The 18399-nt window shown below is 60.4% G+C and carries 14 protein-coding genes; 11 read left to right on the top strand and 3 right to left on the bottom strand.

Translation table 11 applies throughout. The features are described 5' to 3' along the window. Positions 1–99 precede the first annotated feature (99 nt). Together smpB and tsaD are read right to left on the bottom strand one after the other, a co-directional pair. Positions 100–567 carry an SsrA-binding protein SmpB gene (gene smpB / locus EI290_RS20335; RefSeq protein ID WP_125433478.1) on the bottom strand — a complete coding sequence of 156 codons (468 nt, stop codon included), beginning with the start codon at positions 565–567 and terminating at the stop codon, positions 100–102. Positions 568–980: 413 nt separating this feature from the next. Beyond that, the gene (gene tsaD, locus EI290_RS20330) at positions 981–1982 is read right to left on the bottom strand and encodes a tRNA (adenosine(37)-N6)-threonylcarbamoyltransferase complex transferase subunit TsaD (RefSeq protein WP_125433477.1); all 1002 of its coding nucleotides are present in this window, start codon (positions 1980–1982) and stop codon (positions 981–983) included. 293 nt (positions 1983–2275) lie between these two features. On the opposite strand from tsaD, the gene EI290_RS20325 reads away from it, so the two are divergent. From EI290_RS20325 to EI290_RS20285, 9 genes are all read left to right on the top strand, one after another. After that, the gene (locus EI290_RS20325; protein ID WP_125433476.1) at positions 2276–6865 is read left to right on the top strand and encodes a translocation/assembly module TamB domain-containing protein; all 4590 of its coding nucleotides are present in this window, start codon (positions 2276–2278) and stop codon (positions 6863–6865) included. Positions 6866–6952: 87 nt separating this feature from the next. Continuing rightward, positions 6953–7840: a cell division protein FtsX gene (locus EI290_RS20320; RefSeq protein WP_125433475.1), complete on the top strand. Its 888-nt coding sequence runs from the start codon at positions 6953–6955 to the stop codon at positions 7838–7840. A 245-nt stretch (positions 7841–8085) separates the two neighbouring features. Then, positions 8086–8394: a DUF3098 domain-containing protein gene (locus tag EI290_RS20315; protein ID WP_125433474.1), complete on the top strand. Its 309-nt coding sequence runs from the start codon at positions 8086–8088 to the stop codon at positions 8392–8394. Positions 8395–8566: 172 nt separating this feature from the next. Then, a complete protein-coding gene (locus EI290_RS20310; RefSeq protein ID WP_125433473.1) occupies positions 8567–9355 on the top strand; it encodes an undecaprenyl-diphosphate phosphatase in 789 nt (262 codons plus the stop codon). A gap of 162 nt (positions 9356–9517) precedes the next feature. Then, the gene (truB, locus tag EI290_RS20305; protein ID WP_125433472.1) at positions 9518–10354 is read left to right on the top strand and encodes a tRNA pseudouridine(55) synthase TruB; all 837 of its coding nucleotides are present in this window, start codon (positions 9518–9520) and stop codon (positions 10352–10354) included. Positions 10355–10516: 162 nt separating this feature from the next. Next, positions 10517–11464, top strand: coding sequence for a bifunctional riboflavin kinase/FAD synthetase (locus EI290_RS20300; RefSeq protein ID WP_125433471.1), 948 nt, complete (start codon positions 10517–10519; stop codon positions 11462–11464). Between the two features lie 151 nt (positions 11465–11615). Beyond that, entirely contained in the window at positions 11616–13043 is a 1428-nt protein-coding gene (locus EI290_RS20295; protein ID WP_125433470.1) for a T9SS type A sorting domain-containing protein, read from the top strand. An 83-nt stretch (positions 13044–13126) separates the two neighbouring features. Beyond that, positions 13127–13831, top strand: coding sequence for a CoA transferase subunit A (locus EI290_RS20290; protein ID WP_125433469.1), 705 nt, complete (start codon positions 13127–13129; stop codon positions 13829–13831). Positions 13832–13942: 111 nt separating this feature from the next. Continuing rightward, positions 13943–14599: a CoA transferase subunit B gene (locus tag EI290_RS20285; protein WP_125433468.1), complete on the top strand. Its 657-nt coding sequence runs from the start codon at positions 13943–13945 to the stop codon at positions 14597–14599. A 173-nt stretch (positions 14600–14772) separates the two neighbouring features. On the opposite strand, the gene EI290_RS20280 is transcribed toward EI290_RS20285, so the two are convergent. Beyond that, positions 14773–15222 (bottom strand): hypothetical protein, encoded by a 450-nt coding sequence (locus EI290_RS20280; RefSeq protein ID WP_125433467.1) that lies wholly within the window; start codon positions 15220–15222, stop codon positions 14773–14775. Between the two features lie 182 nt (positions 15223–15404). Here EI290_RS20280 and EI290_RS20275 point away from each other — a divergent pair, with 182 nt between their 5' ends. Together EI290_RS20275 and EI290_RS20270 are read left to right on the top strand one after the other, a co-directional pair. Continuing rightward, the gene (locus tag EI290_RS20275) at positions 15405–16523 is read left to right on the top strand and encodes a hypothetical protein (protein ID WP_125433466.1); all 1119 of its coding nucleotides are present in this window, start codon (positions 15405–15407) and stop codon (positions 16521–16523) included. 173 nt (positions 16524–16696) lie between these two features. After that, a complete protein-coding gene (locus tag EI290_RS20270) occupies positions 16697–18340 on the top strand; it encodes a bifunctional GNAT family N-acetyltransferase/carbon-nitrogen hydrolase family protein (protein WP_221766293.1) in 1644 nt (547 codons plus the stop codon). Positions 18341–18399 lie beyond the last annotated feature (59 nt).

Here is an 18399-nt window from a genome sequence, read left to right as displayed (position 1 = left end):
CAAATCCACTACCCAGTAGTTGTGCGAAGCTCCCGCTTAAAACCCAAGCGGCCAAACATCCACGTAAAAACTCGCCATTTCACCACCTCACTAGTTCACCTAATAGTCCCGGGCGCGGTCCATTTCGCGTTTCTGATCTTTAGCCTTGAGGTCGTCGCGCTTGTCGAAGAGCTTTTTGCCTTTGGCCAGGGCAATTTCCAGCTTGGCAAATCCCCGGTCGTTAACAAACATGCGCACCGGAATAATGGTAAGTCCCTGTTCGGTGGCTTTGCCGGCCAGCTGTTTCAACTCCCGCTTGGTTAGTAGCAGCTTGCGGGCCCGGGTGGGCTCGTGGTTGTTGTAGGTGCCTTCGGTGTACTTGGCAATGGTGATGTTGTGGGCCCACAGGCTACCATCTTGGTGGAAGGAGCAGAAGCCATCCTGCAGCTGCACACTGCCCTCCCGAATGCTCTTAATTTCGGTACCCTGCAACATCAGGCCCGCGTCGTAGTTGGCCAGGAAACTATACTCGTGGCGGGCGCGGCGGTTCTGGATATTGATGTTCTTGGGTTTATCGTCTTTCTTCATCACTGATGGGCGCGGATTTTTCGCTGATTACGCAGATTTCCAGCTCGGGCCAGACCTGCGGTAGCGGGTGGGGTTGTACGCAGCCGAATGCATCGGGGCTGTTGCCGGGCTGAAAATAGCTGGTTTCAGAATGGCCGTAGAGACGCAATATCCTGCGTCTTCTACTATGCGGTGTGGACAGTCAAAAAAAAGGCCGTCATGCTGAGCTTGCCGAGGCATCTCTACCGCTTCGTTGCAACAGTAATTGATTAGTCAGCGGTAGAGATGCTTCGGCAAGCTCAGCATGACGGCCTGTTTCCTATTGCGGCTCGACATCGGGTTGGTCGAATTCGGATGCTCTCAACCCTGAAGAAGAAGGATTAGCTGCGCTGTCCTGCGGGTGCTTCGTCCTCCGTCCTCGCAATGACAATGGACTACGTCAGTTTCAGGCGCGGGTCGGAGCTGACGAGCTGGTCGGCAAAGTCGCCGGCCTGGTATTGAAAATGGGCCGTCATGGCCACCATGCCGGCATTATCGGTGCAGAACTGGAAGGCGGGAATGAACACCTCCCAGCCTTGTGCCTGAGCTTCGTCCTGCAAGGCTTGGCGCAGGCCGCTGTTGGCGGCCACGCCCCCGGCCAGGGCAATCTGGCGGAGGCCCTGGTCGTGGGCGGCGCGGCGCAGCTGGCGCAACAGCGTCTGAATGATGGTGTGCTGGATGCTGGCGCAGAGGTCGGGCAGGTTTTCCTGGATGAAGTTGGGGTTCTGGGCTACTTCTTTTTTCAGGAAGTAGAGTACGGCGGTTTTTAGGCCGCTGAATGAGAAGTCGTACCCGGGCATGGTACCCACCGGCAGCGGAAAGCGGGTGGGGTTGCCCTGGCGGGCCAGCTTATCGAGGTGGGGGCCGGCCGGATACGGGAGGCCCAGCAGCTTGCCGGTTTTGTCGAAGGCCTCGCCGGCCGCGTCATCGGTGGTTTGCCCGATGATTTCCATATCCATAGCCGAGCGCACCACTACCAGCTGGGTGTGGCCCCCACTCACGGTGAGGCACAGAAACGGGAACTGCGGCCGGGGCTCCTCGATGAAGTGGGCCAGAATGTGGGCCCGCATGTGGTTTACGGCAATGAGCGGCTTGCCCAGGGCCAGAGCCAGCGTTTTCGCGAACATGCCGCCCACCAGCAAGGAGCCCAGCAAACCCGGCCCCTGAGTGAAGGCCACCGCGTCGAGGTCCTGCTTGCTGACGCCGGCTTTCTGCAGGGCGGCTTCCACCACCGGAATCAGGTGCTGTTGGTGGGCGCGGGAGGCCAGCTCGGGCACCACGCCGCCGTACTGCTCGTGCACCTGCTGGGTGGCTACTACATTGGAGCGGATTTCCCCACCTACCAGTACGGCGGCCGAGGTATCGTCGCAGGAAGACTCAATGGCGAGAATGGTCATTTGGAATGTAGAATGATGAGGTATGAATTATGAATTGAGTAGAATCCACAGGCGCGCTGCAACACCTGTAAGTTATGAAAGCAGCAAACTGGCGTCGTGGCCAATTCATCATTCATAACTCAACATTCATAATTCGTCCGGCAAAGGTCGGAGCAAAACACCAGATTGCCGCTTCGGGCGTTTTCTTTAACCTTGCGCGGCGGGCAAACGTTTTTGCCGGCAGCAGCCCCCCAGGCAACGGTCGGGGGTAAGTGCCTATCTTTGTTGTTGCCCCGTTTCAGTTCCTCTCCTCTGTGCCCCGGTTTCTGTCCGTCATCCTGAAGGTTGTGTTTGCCCTGCTGCTGGTGGGGGTACTGGCCGTGGTGGGGGCACTGGTGGCGTTGCGGATTCCGAGCGTGCAAACCAACGTGGCCCAACGGGCGGCCCGCATCCTCACCGACAAGCTGGGGCAGAAAGTGCTGGTAAACCGGGTGGATATCCGGCCGTTTTCGCGGGTATTGCTGGAAGGCGTGCGGGTGCTCGACCGACGCGGCAACGAGCTGTTCAATATTGGGCGGGCCGATGCCGACATCCGGCTGTTCACCGTCTTCGACCCCAGCCACCTGCACGTGGGCAAGCTTACGCTGGAAGAGCCGCGTTTCACCCTGCTCACCTACCAGGACCAGCCCGATTCCACCACCCTCGACCAGTTCATCCGCTCGGTGAAGCGGCTGCTGGGCCCCTCCGATACCACCAAAGTCAGCAAGCCCTTCGACTTTAAGATTGAGGCCCTGGGCCTGCGCAACGGCCGCTTTGTGCTGGAGCGCCAGAACGTGCCGCGCATTCCGGAGTATGGCCGCACCATGGACTATGCCCACATGTACCTGGACAGCATCTACGCCGATGCCGACCAGCTGTGGTTTCGGGGAGACACCATTCATGCCAACATTACGGGCCTGCGCACCGTGGACCGGCCCTCCGGCACCCGCCTGCGCGAGCTGACCTCGAACATGACCTACGCGGGCAAGTTCTGGGAGTTTGATAAGCTGATGCTGCGCGTGCAGAACAGCCAGCTCAGCAACTATGTGCGGTTTGAGTACGAGCATTTCCTGAATTTCACCGATTTCAACGACTCGGTAAAAGTTATTGCCCGCCTGCAGCCCAGCCGGGTATACTCCGACGATATTGCCAAGTTTGCGCCCCAGCCCTTTATGCGCGAGCTGAAGGAAACCGTATTGATTTCGGGGGAAGCCAAGGGCTACGTGCGCAACTTCACCACCAAAAACCTGGACATCCGCTACGGCCGCAATACCCGGGTGAAGGGTAGTATTAACGTAGAAGGGCTGCCCAATCTCAAGGAAAGCTTTGTGGAAATGCGCCTGCAGCCTTCGGTGGTGGACGGGCGCGACATCCGGCGCTACATTCCGGCCCCGGGCTGGCCCTACGTGCAGCGGCTGGGCACGGTGCGGCTCAAAGGCCAGTTTCTGGGGTTCTACAACGACTTCGTGGCTAATGGCTCCTTTCAGACCGCCCTGGGCTCGGTGGTATCGGATGTGAACCTGAAGTTCAAGAATGACCCGCGCTACAGCAGCTACGAGGGCACCGTGCGCACCACCGGTTTTCAGCTGGGCAAGCTGCTGGGTGATGAAAGCATGGTGCGCGACGTGACGATGAACGGCAAAGTAGCCGGCGTGGGCTTTGATATGCGCACGGCCCGCCTTACGGCCAATGCCACCATCCCCAGCATCTGGCTGAACGGGTACCGCTACCGCAACATCACCACCAACGGTCGGTTCAGCCGCGAATCCTTCACGGGTAAGCTGGCTGCCAACGACCCCAACCTGCAGTTCGACGCCGACGGCTCGGTGGAGCTCAATAAAGCCCGCCAGGCATTTGACCTGCGCGCCCGGGTGCGCAAAGCCGATTTGCGGGCATTGGGCCTAACCCGGCAGAGCGTGGTGGTAGCCACTACGGCAGATATAAAGTTTAAGGGGCTGAAGCTGGATGATTTGCTGGGTTACGTGCGCCTGCGTAACTCCCGCCTCAGCTACGCCGGCCGCACGGTACCCATCGATACGCTCGACATGATAAGTCAGTACGGGCGGGGACAGCGCCAGCTAACGGTGCGCTCCGAAGTACTGAACCTGGCCCTGGCCGGCAATTTTACCCCAACTACTGTTATCCGGGACGTAACCACGCTGGTGGGAGAATACCGCCTCAATTTTGCCAGCAACGACGCGGCCATTGCCGACTACTACCGCCGCAAGCGCCAACGCCCCCTCCCCGACTACCAAGTGGGCCTGAGTATGCTGCTCAAGCGCCCCAACCCGCTGCTGCACCTGTTCATGCCCCAGCTCACCGTGTCGGACTCTACCTTTATTGAAGGCTCTTTCCGCAACGGGCAGACCTCTATTTTCCAGCTGGGCGGGCTGGTGAAGGACCTGCGCTATGACAGCCTGCGCCTGCAAGGCAGCGAGTTCGACCTGACTACCTCCAAGCTGCCCTACCAGCCGGAAGTGCTGGCCCAGGCCAGCGTAACCTCGGAGCGGCAGCGGGTGCCGGGGCTGGGAGCCACCGAGAATTTTTACGTGGAAGGCGTCTGGGACCAGGAAAAAATTAATTTTTCTACTTCCCTGGCCCAAACGGGCACCACCAATAAAGCCCAGATTAACGGGGCCCTGGCTTTCCTGGCCGATGCCGTGAAAATTACTTTCCGGCAGTCAGGGGTAAACGTGCTGGGCAAGGAGTGGACCATTGCCCCCGATAACTCGCTGGTTATTTCGGGCGGGGGCCGGGAGTTCGACTTCCAGAACGTAACACTCAGCAACGGCGGGCAGAGCATCAGCGCCCAAGGTTTTTTGTCGGAAAACCCCAACAAGCCGCTGGCCCTCACCGTGAAGGACTTCGAGCTGACTACGCTCAGCGGCCTGACGGGCGGGCAGAAATTTGCCGGCCGGGTGAATGCCCTGGGCACCATCAGCGGGGTGTACGGGCCGCTGGTTATCAACTCCACTCTCAAGGTAGATTCCTTGCAGATGGACAACGTACTGATTGGGGACGTGCAGGGCCGCGGCGACTGGGACAATGCCCTGCGGCGGCTGGCCGTGAACCTCGACGTGGCCCGGGAGCAGCAGCGGGTAGTGGCCGTAACCGGCTATTACGCCCCCGGCGAGGAGCGGCAGCAGCTCAACCTCACCGGCATCCTTGACAACGCCCCCATCAAGCTGGCCCAGCCTTTTCTTAACACGCTGTTCCGCGACCTGAACGGCACGGCCGTGGGTACGCTGCGCCTTACCGGCCCGCTTTCAGCGCCCGTGCTTACGGGCAACCTCGATGTCAGCAACGGGCAGCTTACGTTCATCTACCTCGGCACCACCTACACATTTTCCGACCGGATCCGTTTCCTGGAAGACCGGATTGCCTTGCAGAACATAACCGTGCGCGACCCCCAGGGCAATACCGGCGTGGTGAATGGCAACATTTACGAGCAGGGCTTCCAGAACATGCGGCTCGACCTGAATGCCACTTACCGTAAGCTTCAGGTACTCAATACCACCCGCAAGGATAACGAGCTGTACTTCGGGCAGGCCTACGCCACTGGCACGGCCGTGGTACGCGGCCCCTCCGATAACCTGTTCATCAACGTGACGGCCCGCTCGGAAGCCGGTACGCGGGTGTCGTTGCCGTTTGATAATGCCGCCAAGGCCGAGCAGGCTAAGTACATCAAGTTTGTGAACCGCAACCTGCCCGACACGGCCCGCACGGCCCCGGTGCAGGTGGCGGGCACGTCTGATTTGTCGGGCATTCGGCTGAATATGAACCTGGATATTACGCCTGATGCGTACGTGGAGCTGCTGCTGGATGAAAGCACCGGCGACATTATCCGGGGCACGGCCACCGGGCAGCTGCGCCTGAACATTGATACGCGCGGCGACTTTAATATGTACGGGCAGGTGGAAATTGTGCGCGGGGCCTACAACTTCACCTTGCAGGGCCTGGTGAACAAGGAATTTGTGGTGCGGCCCGGCGGGGTTATCAGTTGGAACGGCGACCCACTGGCCGGCGAAATGAACGTAACGGCCACCTACACCCAGCGCACCTCCCTGGCGCCGATTATCTACAATACCGGCAGCGGCCCTACCAACACCGCCGTGGTGCCCGTTACGGCCGTAATGAACCTGACGGGCCCCCTGTTGCAGCCCATCATCAAGCTGAACCTGGAGTTCAACGATATTCCCTCGTCGCTGGAGGGAGATTTGGCCCCGTTCCTGTCGGCCATCCGCAACGACGAGCAGGAGCTGAACCGGCAGGTATTCAGTCTGGTGGTATTCCGCCAGCTCACGCCCATCGGCTCCCTGGCCGTGACGCGGCTACAGGGCGAAAACAACGCCATTGGCAATTCCCTGGGCCAGATTATCTCCACGCAGCTGGGCCTGCTCACTTCCCAGATTGACCCCAACCTGGAAATCAGCTTCAACCTCAACGGCCTGACTGCCGAGGATATTCAGGCCCTACAGCTGCGCCTGAGCTACTCCTTTCTCAACGGGCGGCTGCGCATTACGCGGGAGGGCAGCTTCGGCAACAACACGGTTTCGGGCTCCACCTCGGGCACCCAGCCGATTGCCTCGGCCCAAACCTCCGTTATTGGCGACCTGAGCATGGAATACTACCTGCGCCCCGACGGGAAGTTTCGGGCCAAGCTGCGCTACGAAACCACGCCCCGCGACCTGACCAGCTTTACTCAGGGTGTAAACCAGGCCCGGGCGGGCGTATCGTTGCTGCATACCGAGCAGTTTGATACCTTCCGGGAGCTGTTCTCGCGCAAGCGCCTGCGCCGCCGCGACCAGAACGCCCGCAAAGCCCGCGAACTACAAATCGACGACGACCCCCGCACGGTGATGTAAAGGTAAAATTGTGAAGGGTGAAGTTGTGAATCAGCAGCTGTACCCCGCACAACTTCACAACTTCACCCTTCACAATTTCACCTTTGTATGCCCCGCCCAACCCGCAAGAAGAAACTAGGCAGCTATCCGCACCTGATGGTGGTTTTCAGTATTACCCTGGCCCTGCTGGTAATCGGGCTGTTTGGGTTGCTGCTGATTCATGCCCACAAAGTTTCAACGCTGGTGAAGGAGAACCTGGAAATGCAGGTGTACCTGGAGCGCAACCTGCCCGAAACCCAGCTGCTGCGGCTCCAGCAGGATTTGGCCCAAAAGCCCTACCTGGCCCGCAAGGACGGCAAGCCCCAGGTCCATTTCCTCTCCAAAGAAGAAGGCGCCAAGCAGCTCATCGACCAGACCGGCGAGGACTTCCAGCAGTTCCTCGGCGACAACCCCCTGCGCGACGCCTACTTGCTCAAAATCAACGCCGATTACGCTGATGCCCCCCAGCTGGCCCGCATCAAGCAGGAGCTGCAACAGGAACCGGGCGTGTTTGAGGTGGAGTACGTGGAGAGCCTGATTACCTCCGTGAATCAGAACCTGCGCAACGTGAGCCTAGTGCTGCTGGGCTTTGCGGCCGTACTCACGTTTGTGGTGGTGGTGCTCATCAATAACACCATCAAGCTGGCCCTATTCTCGCAGCGCTTCCTCATCCGGAGTATGCAGCTGGTGGGGGCCACGCCGGGTTTCATTCAGTGGCCGTTTATGCGCCGGGCCGTGTGGCAGGGGCTGGCCAGTGGCCTGCTGGCGGGCCTGCTGCTGCTGGCACTGCTACAGTACGCCTACTTGCAGCTGGCCGAGCTGCGCCTGCTGCAGGATGTGCAGCTGTTCGGGGCCTTGGCCGTGGCGCTGGTGCTGCTGGGCATGGGCATCGGCTTCCTCAGTTCCTGGCGAGCCGTGCGCAAATACCTCGGCATGTCGCTGGATGAGTTGTATTGATTGGTAGTTGGTGGTGGTTGATTGCTGGTTGATTGTTCGGTCATCCTGAGCTTGCGAAGGACCTTACCACGCTAGAACGAGTCGTTGTTATGATGGTCGTTCAAACGTAATGAGGTCCTTCGCAAGCTCAGGATGACCGAACAATCAACCAGCAATCAACCACCACCAACCAGCTTCATTCCCCAAATCCTTCTGTTGGTTGAAATTGTGCGGCAGGTTGCCGCGGCCCTTCTACCTTTGCGTTCATGGAACCGACTACTCCCCGCTTTGCCTTCGGGCCGCGTAACTACCGCCTGATGTTTATTGGGCTGGCCATACTGGCCGCTGGCTTCGTCACTATGACGCTTGACACGGAAGATTACGGTGAAGGATTTCTGGGCATTACCCTGGGCCCTGTTCTGCTGGCTATTGGCTTTGTGCTCGAGTTCTGGGCCATTATGGCCCGGCCCGGCACCACGGCACCCGTCGCCCAGGATGCCGCCACGGTTACTACCGTGCCCTCGCAGCCGGCTCCGGCCAAGCCTGTCATCACCACGCCTACTTACAAGCGGTAAGTTTCTGGAGGGCTGGACGAAGCTATTTGCAGTGGGCGCACATGTACTCCGAAGCGGCACTTCGGCTCCCGGCTGGGGGTAATCTCCTTCCTACGCAAGCCAAAGCCCTGCTTCGGGGTGCGCGTTCTACTCCGTCCCCAACCTCCAGGATTCCTTTCTCAACTCCCCTCCTATGTCGTACTGGCACGCCTTGCTGCTGGCAATTGTTGAAGGCCTGACTGAGTTTTTGCCGGTTTCGAGCACGGGCCACATGATTATCGTGGCCAACCTGCTCGGCATCGGCCAGCTCCCCTTCACCGATACTTTCATTACCTCCATTCAGTTCGGGGCCATTTTGGCAGTGGTAGCGCTGTACTGGCGGCGTTTTTTGCAGAGCTTCGACTTCTACCTGAAACTGGCGGCGGCCTTTATTCCCTTTGGTATTCTGGGCTTTTTGCTCAAGGATATCATTGAGGCTCTGCTCAAAAACGTGGCGGTGGTGGCCTGGTCGTTGATGATTGGCGGCGTGGTGCTGCTGTTCATCGACCGGCTTTTCAACACTCCGCGCAAGCAGGTAACCACTCCGAGCTACGCGCAGGCCATCCGAATCGGGCTGTTCCAGTGCATTGCCCTGATTCCGGGCGTATCCCGCTCGGCGGCCACCATCGTGGGCGGCCTGGCCCAGGGCTTCGACCGTCGCTCAGCGGCCGACTTCTCGTTTCTGCTGGCGGTGCCCACCATGTTCGTCATTACGGCCTACCAGCTTTACAAAACCTTTAAGGTGGCCGCGCCCGGCGCGCAGGATATCAAGCTGCTGCTGTTCGGCAACGCGGTGGCCTTCATGGTAGCCCTGCTGGCGGTGAAGTCGTTCGTGGATTTTGTGTCCCGGTTTGGTTTTCGGGCATTTGGCCTGTACCGCATTGTGGTGGGCCTCGTCATTCTGATTATGCTGGCCCTGGGCATTCCCTTGCAGATTATCTAGCAGGGAATTGTCATTTTGAGCAGTGCGCGGAAGCTGGGTCAAGTACTTGAATAATTCACCCAGCTTCCGCGCACTGCTCGGAATGACATCGTTCTACGGTGGGAGTCCGTACTTTTGCCGCCCTACGCTGCCCTGCCACCCCGGTGGGGCATCCCGTTATCTATGGAACACGCTGAAATAACCCCGGCCGCGGCGGCTGGCTTCGATTTTGAGGCCGGTGAGGTACTGCTGGTCGATAAGCCCCTTACCTGGTCGTCGTTCGATGTGGTGCGGAAAGTCAAAAACACGCTGCGCATCAAAAAAATCGGGCATGCCGGCACCCTCGACCCCCTCGCTACCGGCCTGCTGATTCTCTGCACTGGTAAGAAGACCAAGCAAATCGACCAGATTCAGGCCCAGGAAAAAGAGTACACCGGCACGTTCCGCCTGGGCCAGACCACGCCCTCCTTCGACCTGGAAACCCCCGTGGATGCCGAGCTGCCCTGGCAGCATCTTACCGAAGTGGAGGTGCGGGCTGCCCTGGGGCAGTTTATCGGCAGTATTGAGCAGACGCCCCCGCTGTTTTCGGCCGTGAAGGTGAACGGGGAGCGGGCCTACGAGGTAGCCCGCCGGGGCGACGCGGCCGACATTAAGAGCAAACAGGTAACAATTCGGGAGTTTGAGCTTACCCGCGTGGCCCTACCCGAGGTGGATTTCCGCGTTACCTGCTCCAAGGGCACCTACATCCGTAGTCTGGCCCGCGACTTTGGCCAAGCCCTGGGCTGCGGGGCCCACCTTACCAAGCTCGTGCGCACCCGCATTGGCGAGTATCGGCTGGCCGACGCCCTCACGATGGATGCCCTGGAGGCCCTGCGCCCGCCCCGCCCCGCGGGAGACGCTGACCGCCCCGCCCGCCCGCGCCGGGAGCGGCTGCCGGAGCGGCGCGTCGGCCTCGATTACTTTAACGCCACCCACGCCGGTCCGCCCGCCCAACCAGCCGCCGATTCGCCGGTTGCGTAAAAAAAACGTTGCCCGATTGCAGCGCTGAGACGCAACTCTTTGCGCGCTGTAGTTCCGTAAGGGTTTCGTAGCAACCGTATGGAGCTGGCAGCAGACGCGAAAAGCTGCGTTTCTATACCACATCCAGACTAGTACTCATCATAATCCGCCCCCGCACCACCTATGCAGGTAATTCAGGACCCGGCCCAGTTTCCGCACCTTGGTAATGCGGTGGTTACCAGTGGTACGTTTGATGGCGTACACGTCGGGCACCAGCAGATTTTGCGGCGGCTCCAGGAAACCGCCCGTCACAGTGGCGGGGCCAGCGTGGTAATTACCTACTGGCCCCACCCGCGCCTGGTGCTGGGGCCGCCCCTTTCCCACTCCGAGCCGCTGAACCTGCATTTGCTGAATACGCTGGAGGAGCGGAGTGCCCGGCTGACCGAGTTTGGAGTTGATTACCTGCTGGTTATTCCCTTTACCCGGGAGTTTGCGGGCTGGACCTCGGAGGAGTATATCCAGCAAATTCTGCTGCGCACGGTGGGCACCCGCAAGCTGGTGATTGGCTACGACCACCGCTTCGGCAAAAACCGGGAGGGCGGCTTCGACTACCTAAGCCAGCACGCCGACCGGTACGGGATGATGGTAGAGGAAATTCCGCGCGAAGACGTGGACGCCGTGGGCGTGAGCAGCACCCGCATCAGGCGGGCTCTGGAAGCCGGCGACGTAGCTACGGCCAACCGCCACCTGGGCTACCAGTATCCTCTTACGGGCGTGGTGGTGAAGGGCCGGCAGCTGGGCCGCACCATTGGCTGGCCCACGGCCAACATTGAATGTCCGGAGCCGCTGAAGCTGATTCCGGCCCGGGGCGTATACGCCGTTATGGCCACTACCGCCGCCGGCACCCGGCACGCGGCCATGCTCAACATTGGTGTGCGCCCCACTGTGGGTGGCAACCTCGCCCAAACCGTGGAGGCCCACCTGCTCGATTTTGACGGTGACCTGTATGACCAGCCCCTAACGGTACAGTTTGTGGCCCGCCTCCGCGACGAGCAGAAGTTCGACGGCCTGGACGCCCTGAAAGCCCAGCTGGCCCTGGATGCCGAGGCGGCCCGGCTGGCGCTGGTCTAGGAGTTCTTCGTCTCCTGTTTATATTATATAGTGACGTAATTCAAGATATTAGCCCAGTATAAGTGCTTCGCCTGCTGGGCGACAACATCAGTAATGATGTAGTGGTGAAGCAGCGCCAATCCCATCTTTTCATTCAGCACTATTTCTATTGATGCACTCCTGCTTACTACGCGCTACGCTTATCCTGCTGGGGCTGTTGCTTAGTCTGACGACCCGCGCACAGTCAACCTGGCAACGCCTGTATGGTGGCGAGCGGCACGAAACCTGCAACCGCATTGTGCCCGTACCGAGCGGCGGCTTTGTGCTGGCGGGTAGCAGTGAATCCAGCCACACCAACACCACAAACCTGTACCTGATTCGTACGGACGAGCGAGGCCGACAAGTGTGGACGCGGGAGTATTCCTTTGCCAACGCCGAACAGCTGAGTGTGGCAGCAGCTGACGTAAATCCGGCGGGCCAGATGCTGCTGGCTGCGCAAACCCGCAAGACCGACGCCAACGGCTACACGGAAACAACCGGAATATTGATGCTGGTAAATCCGGATGGCCGCGTGGCCTGGCAGCAGCGCACTCAGCCCACACGTACCTGGGTGCCGCCTTTCAGCGGCATTGTAACCGACGCAACCGGAAACTTCTGGGTTGCCACCAACGAACCCAGCGGCTCATGCCTGCGGCTACTCAGCCCCACCAGCGAAGAGTTGCGCAAACTACCTCTGCCCCAGCCCGGCTCAATTCTGGGGCTGTTTTTGCTTCCAGCGGGCCCGTTGGCCTATGTGGTGCGCTCCAATGCGGAGGCCACGCTCGTTCCGGCTTCGGCAGCCGGTAGCTGGGGACCGGCCGTCAGCCTGCCGGCACTGGCCTACAGCAACTCGGTGAATATGGAAGTTAAGAATGTGGTGCCCTTGACCGCCGATGAGGTGCTGGTGGTATCCGGGGGCCAGCTCGATAAAATCCAGTTGAGCACGGGTGCGGTACGCTGGTCAAGAGCTTACTCGAAAGGCAACCTGCTACTGAATGCCACGCACGCGGCACAACTTCCCAACGGCCACCTGGTAGTGATGGGCACCCGCGGCGGTAGTCACGTCGTGAGCCTGGAAATCTGCGAGCTGGCCGCTGATGGCAGTTACTTTACCCGGGAAATTACTTCTCCATATAGTCCGCCTTACTTAGAGCCGGTGGTTTACCAGCTGGGCAAAAGCCTGAGTGCTTCGGCGGGCGGTGTGCTTGTGCATCCCGTCACCGGACAGGTTGTAGTTGGCGGTAGCCTCCGGAGCGACGCCCGGGAAGAGGTATTCCTCAGCGCCGGCAACCTCCTTGGCCTGCAGATTGGCACGTTGCTTCCCCTCACGGCTTGGCCCAACCCGGTTGCGGCCGGGGAAAGCCTCACTGTGCCCGCTGCCTTTGCGCAAAGCGGCCAACTGGAACTGTACTCCTTACAGGGCAACGTGGTGCGCCGCTGGCCGGAACCCGTGGATGGCGAGAAGAACCTGTCCCTGCAAAATATTCCGGCGGGCCTGTACATCCTGAGTGGGGTGCGGGCCAATGGCACTCGCGCCTATTTGCGCGTGGTGGTGCAGTAAGTTGCCGGCTTTTGGCGGGCCGGGGTAGCAACGCATACAGCACTACTGCTTACCTTTCCGCCCCCAAACCCACCCATTCTTCCATGATAAACAAAGTAGTGGCCGGCCCCCAGGCGGCCCTCGACGGCCTCACCGACGGTATGACCCTGATGCTGGGCGGCTTCGGCCTGTGCGGCATCCCGGAAAACTCCATTGAAGAAATTCTGCGCCGGGGCGTGCGGAACCTCACCTGCATCAGCAACAACGCCGGCGTCGATGATTTTGGCATCGGGCGGCTGCTCCAGACCAAGCAGGTGCGCAAGATGATTTCGAGCTACGTGGGCGAAAACGCCGAGTTTGAGCGGCAGCTGCTGAGCGGGGAGCTGGAAGTGGAGCTGATTCCGCAGGGCACCCTGGCCGAGCGGTGCCGGGCCGGCGGCGCGGGCATTCCGGCCTTCTACACGCCCGCCGGCTACGGCACGGAAGTGGGCGAAGGCAAGGAAAGCAGGGAGTTCAACGGTAAGATGTACCTGCTGGAAACCGCCCTGCACGCCGATTTTGCCTTCGTGAAAGCCTGGCGCGGCGACACGGCCGGTAACCTCATCTACAAAGGCACGGCCCGCAACTTTAACCCCATGATGGCCACAGCCGGCAAGATTACGGTGGCCGAAGTGGAGGAGCTGGTGCCCGCCGGCGAGCTGGACCCCAACCAGATTCACACGCCCGGCATCTTCGTGCAGCGCATTTTTGAGGGCAAGAACTACGAAAAGCGCATCGAGCAGCGGACGGTTCTTTCAATTAAAAATTGAGAATTAAAAATTAAAAACGGGCATCCCCTTTCGCGCAGAAATGAGTGGCAGCAGCCCGTTTTTTCCTCAATTTTTTGATTTTTAATTCTTCATTTTTAATTCCCAAGAGCTATGCTCGACAAACACGGCATTGCCCGGCGCATTGCGCAGGAAGTCCAGAATAACTCCTACGTCAACCTCGGCATCGGCATCCCAACGCTGGTAGCCAACTACATCCCGGCAGGCATCAACGTGGAGCTACAAAGCGAAAACGGCCTGCTGGGCATGGGCCCCTTCCCCACCGAAGACCAGGTAGACCCCGACCTCATCAATGCCGGCAAGCAAACGGTAACCACCCTGCCCGGCTCCAGCCTCTTCAGCTCCGCCGACTCCTTCGCCATGATCCGGGGAGAGCACGTGGACTTGACCATTCTGGGGGCCATGGAAGTTTCCGAAACCGGCGACATTGCCAACTGGAAGATTCCGGGCAAGATGGTAAAAGGTATGGGGGGAGCCATGGACCTAGTGGCTTCGGCCAAAAACATCATCGTGGCCATGCAGCACGTGGCCCGCGACGGGAGCAGCAAGCTACTGCCGGCCTGCACCCTGCCCATCACCGGCCTGCGCTGCGTGAAGAAGATTGTGACCGAGCTGGCCGTGCTGGACGTGACGCCCGATGGCTTCGTGCTCCGCGAACGGGCCCCCGGCGTAACCGTGGAACAGATTCAGGCGGCCACCGCCGGCAAGCTCGTCGTGCGCGGCGACATCCCGGAAATGCAGGGCGTTTAGGTGAGCGAGGAGGTCAGTGATTGAAAGAGGTAATAACAGGAACGTCATTCCGACGAGAGGAGGAATCTTGCGTGCTGACGTTGCAAGGGTAATTCCGACGTCAGCACGCGAGACTCTTCGGCTGCGCTCGGAATGACGTTCTGCTTTTCTCTTCATCACTCCATCCCTGACAACTACCACTTCAGAAACGCCGTGGCCAGAATGTGCTGGGCGGCCTCACGGGTGAAGTGGGAAAAGCAGCGCTGAAAATGTGCCAGCGCCTCATTGGGTAGCAATGCGCCGTAGCGTACTGCCTCTACCAGGTGCCGCGCCAGTAGCTCGGGGTCGGACGTGAGAGCCGGAAACTCGGCTTCCTGCTTGTAGCGCCGCAGCGTCTCTACCCGCAGCTCGGGCACGGCACCGGGCACCTGCCGCAGCAGCCGCTCCATTAGTAGCTGCACCTCATCCAGAAACAGCGTGCGTACCAGGCCAGGCGGGGCTGGCACGGCCTGGCCGGCCGCGGCCGTCAGCAGCACGGCGGCCGGACTACGCGGCTCCCAGCGCGCCGTTTGGGGCGGGGCGCACAGCCAGGCCGTGGGCGGAAATTGGTCCGGCGCTTGCAGCACAGCGGCCAGGGTTTGCATACGTTGTTCAGGGACAGCCACGCTGCAAGGTACGCAGGAACCCGGGGCAGCCGTTGCCCGAGCGGTAGTACTACCGCTCAGTCGGTAGCTTCACTGGTAGTTTGCGTAGTAGCATCCAACCCTGGCAGCACGTATCTTGCCTCGAACCGGCTTCCGGGTTATCACCGTATTTCCGCCTGCGTATGCGCTACCGTTACTTCCTGTTTGTTTGTGGTTTGATGCTCAGCACCGGAGTGCGGGCCCAGACTTCGCCCAGCATCACGCGCACCGATATGCCGGTGCCCACCGATACGTTACGCCGCAGCACGGCGGCCCTGGTGCTGCCCGCCAGCGCCCCGCCCCTGAGTCGGCGCGGCCCCAACCAGACCTGGAACTACGGCGCACTGGTAGCCACCGCGCAGAATGTGGCCCGGTTCACCACCGTGCCGGCTCAGCCGCTGTACACCTTCACCTTCAACTCCATCCTGAGCGGGGCCAACCGGGCCACGGTAGCCGCGCCGCAGACTGTGCCCCTCCCGCCCGGTTTTACCTTGCCCATCACCGAGCCCTACCAGTTTTTCAATGCCTCCCCGGCCGACTTCCGGTCGGTGGGCTACGGGGGTACTCTGGCGGGCACGGCCGTGCCGGTTACCTACAACTCGCCCGCCGAGCAGGATGTGGTATACCGGTTTCCGGTGAGCTACGCCAGTGCCTCCGATTCCAGCCGCTCCTATTTTGTTATCAACCTGCCGGGCACGGGCTACCTGAGCCAGCGCCGCAAGCGGGTAAACAAGGTGGATGCCTGGGGCACGCTCACCACGCCCTACGGCACATTTCAGACGGTGCGGGTGGTTACGCGCATAGAGGACCACGACAGCCTGGCGGCCGGCGGCGTGGCCCAGGGCTTCGATTTGCCGGTTACCCGCGAGTACAAATGGCTGGCCGTGGGGCAGCACGTCCCGCTACTCACCATCACCACCACCCAGGCCGGCACCCAGGAAGTGATATCGGGCGTGGAGTACCGCGACGTGTACCGCCGCATTGCGGGGCCATTGGCGGCTAGTGCCCAACTGCCGCAGTCGGTAGTGGCTGCGTACCCGAATCCCTTGGGGGCCGGCCGCAGTTTGCAGTTGCGGCTGCCGGGGGCGGCAACCGTTACGGCCACGGACCTAACCGGCCGCCGGCTGTTTGAGCGGCGCGTGGCGGCTGGTAGCGGAACTGCGGAAATTCCGGCCGAAGCGTTTGGCTCGTTCCGGGGGGTACTGCTGCTGCGGGTGCAAACGGCGGCCGGCGTAGCCGTGCGGCGGGTGGTACGGGAGTAAGCTTACTTGAGCCATTTCGCCACCGAAGTTGTTAGACAGCCGTATTACCGGGCGGTAACGGTATCCGAAGCGGTACCTTTACCCGCATTTTCTGACACTCCTGCTTACCTGATATGGCCAGTTCTCACGCAAAAGTAGGCGGCGGCCCCGCCAAAAAGAATAACCTGCCCGGAATGCCGGCAGCTCCCGAGTTGCTGACCCCTACGGCCATTCCGGCCCACAAGCTGGTGCTGCGCACCCTGCGCCGCGGCGACTTCAAGGCCGTGAAGGCCATTATGGACAAGGTGTACTCCAACATGGAAGGCGCCTGGGCCCAGGACGAGTATAATGCCCTGCTGAAGAAATTTCCGGAAGGCCAGATCTGCATCGAAGACAACGGGCAGGTGGTGGCTGCGGCCTTGGCCATCATTGTGCAGTACTCCGACTTCGGCGACAAGCACACTTACGCCAAAATCACCGGCAACGGCAAGTTCAACACCCACAACCCCGACGGCGACACGCTCTACGGCGTAGATGTATTTGTGGACCCCGAGTACCGCAACCTGCGCCTGGGCCGCCGCCTCTACGACGCCCGCAAGGAGCTGTGCGAAAACCTGAACCTACGCGCTATGGTGGCCGGGGGCCGCATCCCCGGCTACAATACCTACGCCAACGAAATGACCCCGGCTAAGTACGTGGAGATGGTGCGCAATAAGGAAATTACCGACCCCATCCTCACCTTTCAGCTGGCCAACGACTTCTACGTGCGCAAGCTGATTCGGGGATATTTGCCCTACGACTCCGAGAGCAAGGCCTACGCCACGCTGCTGGAGTGGATTAACGTGTACTACGACGAGGAAACTGACAAGCTGATTGGCAACCAGAAGTCGAACGTGCGCATTGGCATTGTGCAGTGGCAGATGCGGGCCACCAAGAATCTGGAGGATTTCTTCCAGCAGATGGAGTTCTTCGTGGACACCGTTTCGGGCTACAAGGCCGACTGCGTGCTGTTCCCGGAGTTCTTCAACGCCCCCATGATGGCCCTCACCAATGAGGAGTCGCCCTCGGTAGCCATCCGCTCAATGGCGGCCTTCACCGAGCCCATCAAAACCAAGATGATGGAGCTGGCCGTGAGCTACAACATCAACGTAATAGCCGGCTCCATGCCGCTCTACGACGATGGCAAGCTCTACAACGTGAGCTACCTCTGCCGCCGCGACGGTACCGTGGACGAGCAATACAAGCTGCACGTAACGCCCGATGAGGCCAGCTACTGGGGGATGCGCGGCGGTGATAAGCTGCGCTGCTTCGATACCGACTTTGGTAAAATCGGCATTCTGATTTGTTACGATGTGGAGTTTCCGGAGCTGAGCCGGATGCTGAGCGACGAGGGCATGAAGATTCTGTTCGTGCCCTTCTGGACCGATACAAAGAACGCCTACCAGCGCGTGCGCCTCTGCGCCCAGGCCCGGGCCATTGAAAATGAGTGCTACGTGGCTATTACCGGCTCGGTGGGCAACCTGCCCCGCGTGGAGAACATGGATATCCAGTACTCGCAGTCGGCCGTGTTCAGCCCCTCCGATTTTGCCTTCCCCCACGACGCCATTGTGGCCGAAGCTACGCCTAACACCGAAATGACCCTGATTGCCGACCTGGACCTGGACCTGCTCAAGGACCTGAACACCAGCGGGGCCGTGCGCAACCTCCGCGACCGGCGCAAAGACCTGTACTCATTGAACTGGGTAAAGAAGACAGAGCGCGACGACGAGTTGCTGGCTCAGGGCGAAGAGCGGGCTCCCAAGACCGCCAGCCGCCGCAAAGCGGTAGCGGCGGGGTAGCCGCCCTGCCGCGGGCCAACCCCGGATTTTCTGTTGCCTTGAAAGCGTTCTGCTGGTTT

The organism is Hymenobacter metallilatus, assembly GCF_003944705.1.
GTDB lineage: Bacteria > Bacteroidota > Bacteroidia > Cytophagales > Hymenobacteraceae > Hymenobacter > Hymenobacter metallilatus.
The sequence above is the reverse complement of the archived record's forward strand: the minus strand, read 5'-3'. Positions and strand labels throughout refer to the sequence as shown.